At 50.9% G+C, this 18,562-nt stretch carries 1 protein-coding gene (running past one end of the window); it reads left to right on the forward strand.

The features are described from left to right. On the forward strand, nucleotides 1-18,562 hold the 5' end (the start) of the coding sequence (locus EGM68_RS11575; RefSeq protein WP_129549208.1) for a non-ribosomal peptide synthase/polyketide synthase. 23,828 nt of this gene lie beyond the right edge of the window; the window shows 18,562 of its 42,390 coding nt (coding positions 1-18,562); its start codon is at nucleotides 1-3; its stop codon lies beyond the right edge, outside the window.

Below are 18,562 nucleotides of genomic sequence, written 5' to 3' on the forward strand. Positions count from 1 at the left end.
ATGACACAGCAAGATGTTCAATTGTTTTCCTTAAGCCAGCCACAGCAACGTATTTGGTACACGGAGCTTTTGTATCCTCATCGGAACACTTCAACCATTATTGCTACTGTAAAAATCAGAGGAACTGTTCGTATAGATGCATTGCAGCAAGCAATGAACCGGGTGATTGCCCAAAACGATTCTTTCCGTATCAAAATCACTGCTCAGGATGGAATCCCATATCAATATGTAGAGCCGTTTACAGTGGAAAGTATTGAAACGCTTCAAGTAACCCCGGAAGAAGCGAATGAATGGTTAAAGCGCCATAATCCACAGCCGTTCTCATTGTTGGATTCGCAGCTGTACCGATTTGTTATTTTGCAGTTAGGGGCAGAAGAAACCTGGTTTAATTTTAAAATGCATCATATTATTTCGGACGGGGTGTCCATGAATCAGGCCATTAATGAAATCACTGGACATTATATGGATATTGTTCATGGTACAGGCCAGGATGCACCGAGCAAGAGCAATCCTTATCTGGATTTTATTCAGGTAGAGCAAAGCTATGAGCAATCTGATCGCTATCAAAAGGACAAAACGTATTGGACGGAAAAGTTTGCTGATTTGCCAGAGACCACAGGTCTAAAATCATATAACCCGCTGACACTGAGCACAGCTGCACGCCGGGAAAGTTTTATACTGGAACATGGATTGTATCGTGGTGTTACGGCTTTTTGCGAGGAACATAAAATCAGTATTTTCACGTTCTTCCTAGCCGCTCTGTATATTTATTTGCATAAAGTGACGGGTGAGCAGGACTTAACTGTAGGAACACTCTATGCCAACCGTACGTCTAAGAAAGAAAAGGATACCATCGGCATGTTCGTCAGCACCGTGGCTACGCGTCTGCTGGTCGAACCGGAATCCGAACTGCTGGCCTTCTTACAGGGTGTAGGGAAGGAGCAGGCGTCCATTTTGCGGCATCAGCGTTACCCGTACAACAAAATTATTCAAGATTTACGTGAACAGCAAAGCAGTATGGACATCCAGCGTCTGTTTGGGGCATCCATTCAGTACCGTACATTGAGTTTCTCTCGTTTTGATGAAGCGATTCAGCAGGTGGATAACGATTTCTGCGGAGATACAGTGAATGACTTCGATATTCACATGGTTGAAATGCTGGATGACGATAGACTCGTATTATACCTGGATTATCGTACCGAGCTGTTTAGTGAGCAGGAAATTGCTCGAATTATTCGACAATTTTTGAGTGTGGCGGAGCATATGGTACAGGGCCCACACAAGCGAATACAGGAATTGTCGCTGATCAGTGAGGAAGAACGGGCGGAAATCGTCGACGTATTCAATGCTACAACAGTGGAATATCCACACGAAGCAGGCATTCATGAGCTGTTTGAGGAACAGGCGGCACGTACACCGAATCAGACAGCAGTTGTGTCTGACAATGCCTATTTAACTTATGGCGAATTGAATGTAAAAGCCAATCGATTGGCTCACACGCTGCGCGGGCACGGTGTTACTGTCGAGCGAACTGTAGGTATCGTTGCAGAGCGTTCCGCAGATATGATCGTTGGTATGCTTGCGATTCTCAAAGCGGGCGGCGCATATGTGCCAATTGACCCTGATTATCCGGCTGAACGTGTGCGCTACCTGTTGGAAGATTCGGGAGCGGAGTTGCTGCTGGTGCAGCATGCGGAACAGCAACCGGAGGATTACACCGGAATTGTGCTGGATCTGAGTGATGCCGCTGTGTACGGGACAAAGAATAACCAAGACGTGAATAACATACATGGGGAACAAAACGAAGCTAGTCATGCAGATTTTACCCATTATTTAAATCTGAAAAATGAGAATTTAAAAGAATCTTCTTCGTCTGTCGTAGACAGTACTACTGGAGCACATACATTTGGCAATCGACTAGCCTATCTTATGTACACTTCGGGTACGACCGGACAGCCTAAAGGAGTTATGGTAGAGCATCGCAATGTCGTGCGTTTGGTGAAAAATACAAACTATGCGCAACTGGGTGCTGACACGCGCATTTTGCAAACTGGTGCCGTTGTCTTTGACGCGTCCACCTTCGAAATTTGGGGTGCGTTGCTGAATGGAGGACAGCTTGTACTGGTAAGTCAGGATGTTATTTTGGACGCTCCGAAGCTCAAGGAAGCTGTCCGCAGCCATGGTATTACGACAATGTGGCTAACTGCGCCACTCTTTAACCAGCTATCCCAGCAGGATCTGGAGTTGTTCGAGGGGGTACAAGAACTGCTGGTCGGCGGTGATGTGTTATCCGTACCGCACATTAACCGGGTGCTGGAGGCTCATCCGTCCCTACGGATTATCAACGGCTATGGCCCAACGGAAAATACAACTTTTTCTACAACTCATGCAATTGCTGGCGTGCAATCGGAAGCGGTACCGATCGGGCGTCCGATCTACAACTCCACAGCGTATGTTGTAGACCGTTCCATGCAGCTTCAGCCTGTGGGAGCATGGGGTGAGCTAATCGTCGGCGGCGACGGGGTGGCACGTGGCTACCGGAATCGTCCTGATTTAACGGCTGAAAAGTTTATAGACAGTCCTTTCCGCAGCGGTGAGCGCTGCTACCGTACAGGCGATTTGGTGCGTTGGAATGAGGACGGAACGTTGGAATACAAAGGACGGATCGACGCGCAGGTGAAAATCCGTGGCTACCGGATTGAGCTGGGCGAGGTGGAAGCGCAGCTGTTGAAGCTGGAGGCGGTGCAAGAAGCTGTGGTCATTGCACGTGAGGATGAGCAGGGACAAAAACAGCTCTGCGCATATGTGGTCACCCTTGCGGATATCACAGCAAGTGAGCTGCGAAGCGACTTGAGTCAGGAATTGCCGGGTTACATGGTGCCGTCGTATTTCGTACAGCTGGAACAATTGCCGTTGACACCGAATGGCAAAGTGGATCGGCGTGCATTGCCGCAGCCGGAGGGAAGCGTGGATTCCGGCGAGGATTATGTAGCCGCTCGTAATGAGGTAGAGCGGACATTAGTATCAGTATGGCAATCTGTACTGGGTATCGAACAGATTGGTGTTCTGGATAACTTTTTTCATTTGGGTGGCGACTCGATTAAGGCCATCCAGGTGTCTTCAAGACTGCTGCAAAATGGTTACAAGCTGGAAATGAGGGAGCTGTTCCAGTATCCAACGATTGCTGAGCTGAATGGACGAGTGCAGCGGGTGACCCGCGTGTCCGATCAAAGAGAAGTCAGAGGAAACGTGGCATTGACACCGATTCAGCACTGGTTTATTGAACAGCAGCCATCCCATCCTGAACACTACAACCAGGCTCTGATGTTACACCGTGAGGATCGTTTGGACGAAACGGCGCTTCATCAGACATTGCAACGCATTGTCGAGCATCATGATGCTTTGCGCATCGTATTCCGCCAGAATGCAGACGGTGGTTATGAAGCATGGAACCGTGGCGTGCAAGAAGGAGAGCTGTATAGCCTCGAAGTGATGGATTATACCACGGAGTCTGACTTTGCTCATTTGCTGGAGAACAAAGCCAGCGAAATCCAAAGCAGCATCCGTCTAGATGAAGGTCCTCTGGTGAAGCTGGGTCTGTTCCGTTGCATCGATGGAGACCATTTGCTGGTGGCGATCCACCATTTGGTGGTCGACGGCGTGTCATGGCGTATTTTGCTGGAGGATCTGGCATCCGGCTATGAGCAGGCTTTACGGGACGAGTCTGTCCGCTTGCCGAATAAGACGGATTCCTTCCGCCTGTGGGCAGATCAACTGGCAGCTTATGCGAACAGCACCGCGTTGGAGAAGGAACGTGCGTATTGGGAGCAGGTGGAGCGAGCTGGTGCTGCTCAAGAGGCATTGCCTAAGGATTACACTCGTAAATCTCAGGCCAAGCCACAGCTTCGTGATGATCGAACACTGACCGTAGCGTGGACGGTCGAAGAAACGGAACAATTCTTGAAACAAGCTCATCGGGCCTACAATACAGAAGCAAACGACCTGCTGCTGACAGCTCTGGGCATCGCCATTCAGGAGTGGGCAGGCATCCGTCAGGTGCTTGTAAACTTGGAGGGTCACGGACGGGAAGCCATTTTGCCGGATATGGATATTACGCGCACGGTCGGTTGGTTTACCAGCCAATTCCCAGTTGTACTGGATATGGGCGAAGACCGGAATGTGGGACAGCGTGTCAAGAACGTCAAGGAAGGGCTGCGCCGTTTGCCGCATAAAGGGATTGGATACGGGATTTTGAGATATCTTGCTGACAGAGAAGGGAAAGCAGCTTTTGTTGCCGAGCCGGAAATCAGTTTTAACTATCTCGGACAATTCGATCAGGATTTGAAAAATAATGCATTCCGCATGTCTCCTTATTCCATCGGGGCCTCCATGAGTGACACATTGACCAAGCGGTATGCGCTGGATATCAACGGCATGATCACAGACGGCGCACTGGAACTGACGATCAGCTACAGCAACAAAATGTTCATGAAAAAATCAATCAAAAAGCTGGCTGATTTACTTCAGGAGAGTTTACGTGAGGTATTGGCTCACTGTGTGGTCAAAGAGTTGCCGGAGCTGACCCCAAGCGACTTGTCCTTCCAAGGACTAACGGCCGGAGAGCTGGATCATATTGTAGAGCAGACGGCTGCTGCGGGGGAACTGGAAAACATTTATTCGTTAACACCCATGCAAAAAGGCATTCTGTTCCACGGCTTAATGGAGCCGCAATCCGGGGCGTATTTTGAGCAGGCGACATTTGATCTACAAGGCAGCTTTCAAGTGGAGGCTTTTGCCGAAAGCCTCAATCAACTGGTGGATCGCCATCAAATATTCAGAACGAATTTTTATAGCGGCTGGAATGAACAGCCCTTACAGGTGGTGTATCGACACAAACATGCGGGGTTCCGTTTTGAAGATATACGCTTGATGGGACAAGAAGAGCAGGACGCGTACATTGCTGATTTTGCTGAGCGCGACAAAGGCGAAGGCTTTCATTTCAGCTCAGGCGAGCTGATGCGGGTGTCTATTTTACGTACAGGTGAGGAGTCTTACCGTTTTGTATGGAGCTTCCATCATATTTTGATGGACGGTTGGTGCTTGTTCCTGGTTGTAGGGGAAGCATTTAATACGTACTTTGCCATCCTCGAAGACCGCAAGCCGGAGCTTGTCCCGGTAACACCATACAGCGAATATATTGAATGGCTGGATCGGCAGGACAAGACGGAGGCTGAACGGTTCTGGCGCGATTATTTTGCGGGCTTTGAGCAGCAGACGGTATTGCCGCAGGTCAAACAGCTGGACGGTCACGCTAAAGCATATGAAGCGGACAAGCTTTCGTTTACACTGGGCCGTGAAGTGACGGAGCGGATGAACAAGCTGGTTAAGCAGAAGCAAGTGACGGTCAACACACTTTTGCAAGCAGCGTGGGGCGTTGTGCTACAGCGGTATAACAACAGCCGGGATGTGGTATTTGGCAGTGTCGTATCTGGTAGATCAGCAGATATTCCGGGCATAGACAAAATGATTGGGTTGTTCATTAATACGGTTCCTGTACGGATTCACAGTGAGAAAGATATGACATTTGCTGGGCTGATGAAGCAGATCCAGGAGCAGGCACTGGCTTCCCGTGCCTACGAAACCTATCCGTTGTATGACATTCAGGCCCTGACCGAGCAGAAACAGGACTTGGTAAACCATATTATCGTGTTTGAAAACTACCCGGTAGAACAGCGCATGGAGCAGATGGGTAGCCGTGGCGCGAATGGCTTTACGATTGCCAATGCTTCCATGTCAGAGCAAACGAACTATGATTTCAACATTACCGTTGTGCCGGGTGATGAAATTCATTTCCATTTGGAGTACAACGCGCGAGTGTTGGAACGTGCAGCTGTAGAGCAAATCCGTGAGCATTTGCTGCATATGATTGAAGAAGCGATTCACAGACCAGATGCACGGGTAGATGAGCTTGAATTGGTGACTGCTGCGGAAAAAGCAAAAATCATCGATGGTTTTGGATCAGTAGGCGTAGCTGCGTGGACTGATGAAAAAGAATCTAATTTGTTGTTCCACGCCTATGTGGAAGAACAGGCACAGCTTGTGCCGGATCACGTGGCCGTTGTATACGAGGAACGGCAGTTTACGTACCGCGAGCTGAACGAGCGTGGGAACCAGCTTGCTCGTAGATTGCGGAATGAGGGCATTGGACGCGAGTCCATTGTCGGTATTTTGAGTGAGCGCTCAGTGGACATGCTGGTCGGCGTACTGGCGGTGTGGAAAGCCGGAGGCGCATATGTACCGCTGGATGCGGATTATCCGTCCGAACGGATTCGCTTTATGCTGGAGGACAGTGGTGCGACGGTGCTGCTAACGCAAACCGGTTTGCAAGAGCGTGCACAGGGTTGGCTGGAGGCAAGTCGGCAGGCCTTGGTCGGAGGGCAGACTGAGGGTGAATTGGAAACAGCGGCTGGCGCTGAAACGATGGAAAGAGACAGCCTGAATGAAGGCGTAAGCTTGAAATCAGATTCGAAGTCTGACAGTGAAGCAGTATCCGAACCGGCAACAGGGCTGCGTCTGCGTACTGTATTGGCATTGGACGATGAGTCGCTGTACACCGGGGGTGTCACGGATATCGAACCGATCAATGAACCACACGATTTGGCATATGTGATATACACGTCTGGGACAACCGGACGTCCGAAAGGCGTCATGATCGAACATCGCAGCCTGGTAAATACGGCTGCGGCGTATCGCCGGGATTACCGTCTGAACCAGTTCCCGGTGCGACTGCTGCAACTAGCAAGCTTCTCCTTCGACGTGTTCGTCGGGGATATGGCACGGACGCTCTATAACGGCGGCACGATGGTCATTTGTCCGAAAGATGACCGCATTGATCCAAGCCGTCTGTACGGATGGATACGCGATTACCAGATTACCGTGTTCGAATCGACTCCGGCCTTGATCGTACCGTTTATGCAGCATGTGTATGAACGGGGCCTTGACATGAGCAGTCTGGAACTGCTGATCACCAGCTCGGATAGCTGCAGCGTGACGGATTACCGGGTGCTGCAAGAGCGGTTTGGCGCGGATATCCGCATCATGAACAGTTACGGCGTCACCGAAGCGGCGATTGACTCTAGCTTCTATGACGAAGAGCTGTCGAAGCTGCCAAGCAGCGGCCATGTGCCGATTGGTCAAGCGTGGCTGAACGCACGCTTCTACATTGTGGACAGCCAGCTGAATCCGATGCCGATTGGCGTACTGGGTGAGCTGTGCATTGGCGGTGCTGGCGTGGCACGGGGGTACCTGAACCGTGCGGACCTGACATCCGAGAAATTCGTAGCGAACCCGTACGTACCGGGGGAACGTTTGTATCGCACAGGCGATTTGGCGCGGTGGATGCCGGACGGTAATGTGGACTTTATCGGCCGGATGGACTACCAGGTCAAAATCCGGGGCTACCGGATCGAGCTGGGCGAGATTGAAACGGCGATCCAGCGGGTGCCGGGTGTGCGCCAAGCCGTAGTCATCGACCGGACGGATGAGCGTGGGCACAAGTATTTGTGCGGATATATCACGGGAGAAACCGAGCTGCGGATCGAGGAAGTGCAGGCAGAGCTGGAAGCCGGACTGCCAGCGCACATGGTGCCTGCGCGCCTGATGCGACTGGAGACCATCCCGCTGACCAGCAACGGCAAAATCGACCGCAAGGCTTTGCCGGAGCCAGAAGGCAGCATCCATACGGGAGCAGCCTATGTAGCCCCGCGTACCCAGGTGGAGCAAGTACTGGCTGCGGTATGGGCTGGAGTACTGGGCGTGGAAGCCGTAGGCACGCAGGATAACTTCTTTGAGCTGGGTGGCGATTCGATCAAAGCACTGCAAGTATCGTCTCGCTTGCTGCAAGCCGGCTATCGATTGAACATGAAAGACCTCTTTAGTAATCCGACAGTAGCAGCACTCAGTCCTTTGCTTCGTACAGATGGCAAGATGGCCAGTCAGGAAGAGGCAGTAGGCCCGGTGGAACTGACACCTATTCAGCGATGGTTCTTCGAGCAGCAGCCGGCCGACCTGCACCACAGCAACCAGGCGATGATGCTGTATCGAGCTGGGCGCTTTGACGTCGACGCGCTGCGCCGTACGATGGACCGTATGGTCCAGCATCATGACGCATTGCGCACGGTATTCCGTGAGACGGGGCAGGGCTATGTCGCTTGGAGCCGCAGTGTAGCGGAAGGCGAGCTATACACGCTGGACATTGTAGATTTCAGCGCAGTGGAAGACGAATCCACCGCTGTTGAAGCCAAGGCGAGTGAAATTCAAGCGAGCATTCATTTGAGTGAGGGTCCACTTGTGAAGCTTGGTCTGTTCCACTGCGCTGAGGGCGACCATTTGCTAATCGTCATTCATCATTTGGTTGTGGACGGTGTATCGTGGCGTATTTTACTGGAAGATTTGGCATCCGGTTATGAGCAGGCTGTTGCAGGTCAAACCGGCACAGCGATCCGACTGCCGCATAAAACAGATTCATTCCAGGTATGGGCCAAACAGCTGTCAGCCTATGCCAACAGTGCGACGATGGAGCGGGAGCTTGCTTACTGGCAGCATATCGAACAAGCAGAAGCTAGCCTTGTGAAGCCTTTGCCGAAGGATTTTGCAAATGACAATGCTCTGCTTGGAGACAGTGAGGTTGTGACGATCCGCTGGACGAAGCAGGAAACCGAGCAGCTGCTCAAACAAGCTCATCGCACGTACAACACGGAAATGAATGACCTGTTGCTGGCTGCGCTCGGAAAAGCAGTCTATGACTGGTCTGGTTCCGAACGGGTGCTGGTCAATCTGGAGGGCCATGGACGGGAAGCCATTGTATCGGATGTGGATATTACGCGCACGGTCGGCTGGTTTACGAGCCAGTTCCCGGTTGTACTGGATGGAAGTTTGGGACAAGGGGGACATACCGCTCGTCTGATCAAAAGGATCAAGGAAGGGCTGCGTCATATTCCGCAAAAAGGCATCGGCTACGGTATTTTACGATACCTGTCGGATATGAATATGCTGGAGAAAGCAGGCGTGCGGTTACAGGCTCAGCCTAAGATCAGTTTTAACTACTTGGGCCAATTCGATCAGGATTATAAAGGCAATGATCTACAGCCTTCCGCCTATTCTATCGGTGTGCCTGTCAGCACGAACGCGACTATGGATTTTGCGCTGGATATCAATGGAGTAATCGAAGATGGCGAGTTGATGTTCACGATTCGCTACGGCACAACGCAGTTCCGTCATGAAACGATTGAACGGCTTGGAGAGCTGTTGGCATCCAGCTTGCGTGAGGTGATTCATCACTGTGTTGCCCAAGAAAGAACGATGCTAACCCCAAGTGATGTCCTGTTAAACCATGTAACGCTGGATGAGCTGGAGCAATTGGTGGAAGATACGCGAGATCTGGGCGAGCTGGAAAATGTGTATGCCTTAACGCCGATGCAAAAGGGGATGCTCTTCTACAGCCTGATGGATGAGAATTCGGCGGCTTATTTTGAGCAGGCCACCTTTGAGTTGAACGGGCGTTTTGATGTGGTTACTTTCGGTAAAAGTTTTGATTTGCTCGTACAGCGTCATGAGGCATTGCGGACGAACTTTATCAGTTCATGGAAGGACGAGCCTGTACAGGTCGTTTTCCGCAACCGTAGCGGACAATTATATTATGAAGACCTGCGCGGACTGGAAAAAGAGGAACGAGCAGCTCGTGTTGAAGCTTTTGTCATCGAAGATAAAGCAAAAGGATTCCATCTGGCAGAGGATGCACTCATTCGTGTTTCCATTTTGCAAACCGGGGATGAAACGTACCACTTTGTTTGGAGCTTCCATCACATTTTGATGGATGGCTGGTGCTTGTCCTTTATTACACAGGAGGTATTCGGTAGCTATCTGGCACTGCGCGCGGGTCATGAGCCAGCGCTGGAGCCAGTCACGCCGTTCAGCCGATTTATCGAATGGTTGGAGCGTCAGGACCGTGAGGCGGCCTTGCAATACTGGAGTGGGTATCTGGCGGACTACGAGCAGCAAATTACGCTTCCACAGCAAAAAACACAGTCGAAATCTTTACAATCCGGGGAGTATGTCGCTGAAGATCTGGAATGTAACTTCCAGCCAGAGCTGGTTGCTCAGATCGAACGGGTGGCGAAGCAAAATCAGGTCACGATCAATACGCTGATTCAGACGGTATGGGGCGTTCTGTTGCAAAAATATAACAACAGTACGGATGTCGTGTTCGGTAGCGTCGTGTCCGGTCGTCCAGGGGATATTCCAGGCGTGGAGCACATGATCGGGCTGTTCATTAATACCATTCCAGTGCGTGTGCAGTCTGAACAAGGTGAAACCTTTGTCGAGCTGATGAAACGAACCCAGCAGCAGGCGCTGGCTTCCAATGCCTACGATGCATTCCCGTTGTATGAAATTCAGGCGCTGACCGAGCAGAAACAGGATTTAATCAATCATATTATGATATTTGAAAATTATCCGGTGGGACAGCAGGTAGAACAGTTAGGTAGCGAGGGACAGGATAAATTTACGATTTCGAACGTGGTGGCTACAGAGGAAACCAACTACGATCTGAACGTAGCTGTTATGCCGGGAGAAGGCATCAAGATTCGCTTTATGTATAACGCGCTCAGCTTTGATCAAGCAGGTATTGAGCGTCTGCATGGGCATTTAGCACGCCTGCTGGAGCAAATTTCGCTCAACCCGCATGTTCGGGTTGAAGAGCTGGAATTAGTCACAGCAGCGGAAAAGCAGCAGATTACAGGAGCGTTTAATGCGACGGCTTCAGCATATCCAAGCCATCAGACGATCCAAAAGCTGTTTGAGGAGCAGGCTGAACGCACACCAGATCATGTAGCTGTCGTTTGGGAGCATCAATCCTTAACCTATCGTGAACTGAACGAGAGAGCCAACCGTCTTGCACGCACCTTGCGCACAGAAGGAGTAGAATCGGAACAGCCGGTAGGCATTCTGGCGCAGCGCTCGCTGGACATGATCGTAGGCATCTATGCGATCCTTAAGGCTGGCGGAGCTTATGTACCAATCGATCCGGAATATCCGGCCGACCGCATCCGCTTTATGCTGGAGGATTCGGGAGCGAAACTCGTGCTGACGTCATCGCACCTGGCCGAGCAAGCATCGCTGAGTTTCGACGGCCAGGTGCTGGTGTTGGAACGCAACGACATCTACCACGAAGATAGCTCCAACTTGGAGCCGTTGTCGGGGCCACATCATGTCGCCTATGTGATCTACACCTCCGGTTCCACTGGAAAACCGAAAGGTGTAATGGTGGAGCACCATTCCGTGCTGAACCGGATTTTGTGGATGCATGATCGCTACGGCTTGAGTGCGGAGGATACAATTCTGCAAAAAACCACCTTCACCTTCGACGTGTCGGTGTGGGAGCTGTTCTGGTGGTCGATGGTCGGCTCGAAGGTGAGTTTGCTGTCAGTCGGCGGGGAGAAGAACCCGGAAGACATCGTTGACACGATTGCCCGTGATGGTGTGACCACGATGCACTTTGTACCTGCTATGCTGCATGCGTTCCTGGAGTACGTGGAGCAACAGCCACGGGAAGTGATGCAAGCGAAGCTGGGCACGCTGCGCCATGTCTTTGCCAGTGGTGAAGCCTTACCACCGCAGCATGTGGCGAGGTTCCAACGTCTCGTGTCGAGCCTAGCAGGAGCGAAGCTGATCAACCTGTACGGCCCGACGGAAGCGACGGTGGACGTATCGTACTTCGATTGCAAGCTGGATGAAGAATATACAGTTATTCCCATTGGGAAACCGATTCAAAATATTCGTTTGTACATCGTGAAGGAAGGCAAAGAGCAATTGCAGCCGATTGGGGTTGCGGGTGAGCTGTGCATCGGCGGTGTCGGCGTAGCCCGCGGTTACCTGAACCGACCGGAGCTGACGGCTGAGAAATTCGTAGCCGATCCGTTTGCTGGTGGGGAAGCAGGCTATGAGCGGATGTACCGCACAGGCGATTTGGCGAGATGGTTGCCAGACGGGAACATCGAATATTTGGGACGGATTGACCATCAGGTAAAAATCCGGGGTTATCGAATCGAACTGGGCGAGGTGGAAACGCAACTGCTCCAGGTGGAATCGGTACGAGAAGCCGTGGTCATGGCTCGTGCGGATGAAACGGGCCAAAACCAAATGGTGGCCTACTATGTTGCGGGGCAAGAACTCAGTGCCAGTGAGCTGAGAAGTGAGCTGGGCCGAGAACTGCCAAGCTACATGGTACCATCCTACTTTGTACAGCTGGAGCAGATGCCACTGAGTCCAAACGGCAAAATTGACCGCAAGGCTCTGCCGGTACCCGAAGGGAGTCTGCAAAGCGGAGCGGAGTATGTAGAGCCGCGCACTGGAGCCGAACGGGCACTCGTAGCAATCTGGCAGTCCGTTCTGAACGTACAAACGGTCGGTATTTTAGACAACTTCTTTGATCTGGGCGGCGACTCCATCAAGGCGATTCAATTCTCTTCCCGACTGCTTCAAGCCGGGTACAAGATGGATATGAAGGACTTGTTCAAATTTCCAAATGTGAAGGAGTTGGCTCCGCATCTTCGGTTAGCGGACAAGCAAACGACCGAGCAAGGCGAGGTCACGGGGAAAGTGGCGCTAACGCCGACCCAATACTGGCTTGCAGAACAAGGGCAAGTGCATGCGTATCCATTTAACCAGGCGGTTATGCTGCATCTGGAGCAGGGCTTTGACGAATCCGCTCTACGTCAGGCGCTCATGAAGCTAACTGAGCACCATGATGCATTACGTATGGTGTTCAGAAAGACGGAGCAAGGCTATGAAGCATGGAACCGTGGAGTACATGAGGGCGAATTGTATCATCTGGATGTATTGAACTTTAGAGATGTCACTGATGAAGCCTTGCTTAGTGCGACGATTGAGGCGAAAGTCAGCGAAATTCAAAGCAGTATTTATGTGCATGAAGGCCCGCTATTTAAAGCTGGTTTGTTCCACTGTGCGGATGGGGATCATTTGCTCATAGCCATCCACCATTTGGTGGCAGACGGGGGATCGTGGCGCATTTTGTTGGAGGATTTAGCCACAGTCTATGAGAAAGCCGTCCATCAAGAAGTGCTTCAGTTACCGGATAAAACGGACTCGTTCCGTTCCTGGTCTCAAAGACTGTACACCTATGCGAATAGTGCAGCACTGGAAGGCGAACGCGCCTATTGGGAGCATCTGAACGCATCCGCTTTGGCTGACCAGGTACGCTTGCCTGAAGATCAAGCACAGGATGGCAAATTTATCTTGGCTGACACGGGTAAAATGGTCGTTAAGCTTTCGGAAGAAGAGACAGAACGGCTATTGAAGCAAGCGCACCGCGCATATAACACGGAAGTGAACGATCTGCTGCTGACAGCTTTGAGCATGATGCTGTACACATGGACCGGTCATGAACGTAGCCTGATCAATTTGGAAGGATATGGACGTGAGGGCATTTTACCAGATACGGACCTTTCTCGTACGGTAGGTTGCTTTACGGTTCAATATCCAATATGGCTGAACATCGGCAGTGATTCTACTTTATCGGGACGCATCAAACAGGTCAAAGAGAGTCTGCGTGATATCCCGAATAAGGGAATTGGCTACGGAATCTGGAGACATTTGAATGAATCCGGCCAAGCCACGGGTCAGCAAGCAGATGCACTGAATCTCGGTCAACATCAAGCTTTTGCCGAGCCACAGGTAAGCTTGAGTTATCACGGACAGTTTGATCAGGAGTTGCAAAACAGTGATATCCGTATGTCACCTTACTCGATTGGATCGGTCGTTAGTGGTCAGCTGGAGATGAAATACGATTTCATTGTGGACGCGAGTGTAACCAACGGTATCCTGAAACTGGATATTCGATATAACAGCAAGGTCTTCCGTAAGGACACCATCCAAATGCTGGCTAACCTGCTAAAAGCCAATCTGCTTGAAATTATCGAGCACTGTGTTGCAAGGGAGCAGAACGAATTGACTCCAAGTGATGTACTGTTTAAAGGTCTGACCTTGGAGCAATTAGATACGATTAAGGAGCAGACAAAGACGGTTGGGGAATTGGAAGACGTGTACCCGCTAACGCCAATGCAAAAGGGTATGCTGTTCCATAGTTTGATGAATACACAAACCGAAGTGTATTTTGAACAGTTGACGTTTGATCTTGAAGGAGAGTTTGAACCGAGCATGTTTGAGGAAAGCGTGAAGCTGCTCGTAAGCCGTCATGCAATTTTCCGGACAAATTTCTACAGTGGCTGGCATGGTCAACCGTTGCAGGTTGTCTATCGTCATAAAAATCCGAGCTTCCGTTACGAGGATGCCAGAGGGCGTGAACACACTGTAGCTGAATTTGTGACTCAGGACAAAGCTCGAGGCTTTGATTTAGGCAAGGATGCGCTGATGCGTATAGCTGTCTTCCGTACAGGGGATTGCTCATACCGATTTGTATGGAGCTTCCATCATATCCTGATGGACGGCTGGTGTCTGTCACTTGTCATGGAAGAAGTGCTAAGTGCGTATTCGTCTTTGATGAAGAACAGGCAGCCGGAACTACCACCTGTCAGATCATATAGCCGTTACATTGAATGGCTGGAACAGCAGAAAGCGCAGGAAGCGGCTCGCTATTGGAGCGACTATTTGGCGGGTTATGAGCAACAGACCTTGTTGCTTGGTGAGAAAGCGCAGGCTTCTGTAACAGTGCAGAATGAGGATGCAGACGGAAGTGACGGGCGTTCGGATACAGGCTATGTTTTGGAGAAGGTGACCTTTGGGTTAGGTAAAGAGCGGAGTACCGCATTGAAGCGTATTGCAAAGCAACAGAAAGTAACAATTAATACGATTTTACAGAGTGCGTGGGGTGTTATTTTACAGAAATACAATAATAATCAGGATGTCGTGTTTGGTAGTGTGGTATCCGGGCGTCCGGCAGAAGTCGCAGGCGTGGAGAGCATGATCGGTTTGTTCATTAATACAATTCCGGTACGCATTTACAGTGAGCGGAATGCAACATTTGCTGAAATATTAAAGCGTACACAGGAACAGGCTTTGAGCTCCGGTCCATATGACACGTTTCCGCTCTACGATATTCAGGCGCTAACTGAACAAAAACAAGACCTGATTAATCATATTATGGTCTTTGAAAACTATCCGATCGGGCAAAAGATATCTCAGGCGATTGATTCCGGCGAAGCAGACGCACATACAGGCTTATCTATAGCCAATGTGGCAATTGCAGAGCAAACCAACTACGATTTTAACCTGATTGTCGTGCCTGACGAGGATATCACGATCCTGCTGGAATACAATGAACTGGTATATAACCGGTCCGAAATGCAGCGCATCAAGGGTCATATCGAGCATGTCATTAGGCAAATTGTGGAGAATCCGAATATCCGTGTGAGTGAGTTGGAATTGATAACATCGGAAGAACAAGCGCAGATTATTCAGGTTTGGGGCGATACTGCAACAGCTTATCCACAGGATCAGACGTTAAGTGCGGTGTTCGAGGAACAGGTGGCACAGACACCGGATCAGGTAGCATTAATGTTTGGACATCAGAGTCTGACTTATCGGGAGCTGAATGAACGAGCCAACTCATTGGCACGAATACTTCAAGCACAGGGGGTAGGACCTGATAAGCTGGTCGGCCTGATGGTGCATCGCTCAGTGGAAATGATCGTAGGTCTGCTGGCCGTTCTAAAAGCAGGCGGTGCATATGTGCCAATTGATCCCGAATTTCCGTCATCTCGTATTCAATACATGCTGGAAGATAGCGAGGCCACAGTGCTTCTGACCAGTCGTGATCTGTTGGAAGAGCACCATTGCAACGCCAATGCAATATTTATTGAGGATGCAGAATTGTATCAGGGAGAAAGCAGCAACCTGGAGGCGATTGCCCGCCCAGAGCATTTGGCTTACGTCATCTATACCTCTGGTTCAACTGGAAATCCGAAAGGGGTTATGCTCCAGCATCGCTCAGTACTCAACTTTATTACAGGTATGCGCGAAGCAATTGACTTTGAAACGAGTCAAACCATTTTGTCACTGACGACCATTTCATTCGATATTTTTGTCTTGGAAACCATCCTGCCTCTGCTGGGTGGCATGACGGTTGTGCTTGGCGACCGCCAGCATCAGGTGAATCCTCAGGCACTTGGTGAGTTGATTACTCATCATCATATTGAGATGTTGCAAATGACACCATCGCGGGTGCAAATGCTACTGAGTCATGAAACAGGTTCCCACGCACTGCAAAGCGTGAAGGCAATTATGGTCGGGGGTGAAGCTCTACCGTCCAAGCTGTTGGGAGATCTGCAAAAGATAAACGGTCCTCGCATTTACAATATGTACGGACCTACAGAAACGACAGTTTGGTCGACTGTACAGGAACTGACCCATGCTCATCAAATTAATATCGGACGTCCTATCGCGAATACCCAAATATATATCATGAACGCGGATGGGGGATTGCAGCCAATCGGTGTGCCGGGCGAATTATGTATTGCAGGGGAAGGATTAGCCCGTGGTTATTGGAAACGCGAAGAACTAACGGCCGAGAAATTTGTAGAGAACCCGTTTGCCGGAGGCAAAGCAGGCTATGAACGGATGTACCGCACCGGCGATTTGGCGAGATGGATGCCGGACGGCAACATTGAATATCTGGGCCGGATCGATCATCAGGTGAAAATCAGGGGTTATCGGATTGAGCTGGGCGAGGTCGAATCGCAGCTGCTCCAGGTGGAATCGGTACGCGAAGCGGTCGTCGTGGCCCGTATGGACGAAATGGGCCAAAACCACATGGTGGCCTACTATGTCGCGGGACAAGAAGTCGAGGCCAGCAAGCTAAGAAGTGAGCTGGGACGGGAGTTGCCAGGCTACATGGTGCCATCCTACTTTGTACAACTGGAACAGCTGCCACTGACACCGAATGGCAAAATCGACCGCAAGGCCTTGCCTGCACCAGAGGGCAGCCTGCAAACCGGAGTCGATTATGCCGAGCCGCGTACGGCGCAAGAACGCGCTTTGGTAGCCGTCTGGGAGTCGGTACTGGGGCTGCAGACGGTCGGTATTCTGGACAATTTCTTCGACCTGGGCGGTGATTCGATCAAGGCGATCCAAATCGCCTCCCGTGCGTTCCAGGCCGGCTATAAGCTGGACATGAAGGATTTGTTCCAGTATCCAACCGTTGAAGCCCTGGCACCGCATATGCAAGAGGTCCGTCGTATGGCAGATCAGGAAGAAGTCAGCGGGGAAACGGCGCTACTTCCGATCCAGCATTGGTTCTTTGCGCAGGAGCGCGAGCGTCCGCAGCACTTTAATCAAGCGGTTATGCTCTATCGCGCCGAGGGTTTTGATGAGACAGCGGTTCGCCAAGCCATGGATCACCTCGTGAAGCATCATGATGCGCTGCGTACGGTATTCCATCAGACTTCCGCTGGTTATACAGCTTGGACTCGCCATGTAGAGGAAGGCACGTTATATACACTGGAAACTTTGGATTACCGTGAACGGGCCGCTTATGCGGAAGCGCTGGAAGCGAAGGCAATGGAAATTCAAAGCAGCATGGACCTGTCCGCAGGACCCTTGGTGAAACTCGGATTGTTCTGCACAACCGAGGGCGACCATCTGCTGATCGCTATTCACCACTTGGTGGTGGACGGGGTGTCGTGGCGGATTCTGTTTGAAGATTTCTCGACAGGCTACGAGCAGGCGATCCAGGGCGAGCCTGTACGATTGCCCTATAAAACAGATTCCTTCCAAACGTGGGCACGGGAGTTATCCTCTTATGCTAACCGTCCTGAGGCTGTATCGGATGAAGTCTATTGGAAGCAGCTGGAACAGGTCAAAGCTGAAGCTGCACCACTGCCTAAGGATTTTGCCTATGAGGGCTCCGTGAATGCAGACAGCGAAGTGCTAACGGTGGAGTGGACTGAAGCTGAAACCGAGCAACTGTTGAAGCAGGCCCATCGCGCCTATAACACCGAGGTCAATGATTTGCTGCTGACCGCGCTGGGACTCGCGGTGCACAACTGGACAGGTGCAGGACATGTACTGGTGAACCTGGAGGGCCATGGTCGGGAAGCGATCTTGCCAGAGGTGGATATTACACGTACAGTAGGCTGGTTTACGAGCTTGTATCCAGTGCTGCTGGAGACCGGCAAGGAAATGACACTGGCAGAGCGGATTAAAGAAACGAAGGAAGGCTTGCGGCGCATTCCGCATAAAGGGCTGACCTATGGCACTTGGCGTTACCTGTCCTCTGCGTTGCCTGCAGATGAAATGGATACGATCGCAGCCGAACCGGAAATCAGCTTTAACTATTTGGGGCAGGTCGATCAGGATCTGCAAAACAGTGGAATTACGTTGTCCTCCTACCGTGCAGGGGAGACAGAGGATGCCCATTCACCGTTACTGTACACGCTGGATTTGAACGCAATGATCTCGGAAGGCACGCTGCGTTTGACGATCGCTTACAGCCGTAAGCAGTATCGTAAAGAAACGCTGGAACGAGTGG

It is taken from the genome of Paenibacillus sp. M-152 (assembly GCF_003856555.1).
Taxonomy (GTDB): Bacteria; Bacillota; Bacilli; order Paenibacillales; family Paenibacillaceae; genus Paenibacillus; species Paenibacillus polymyxa_C.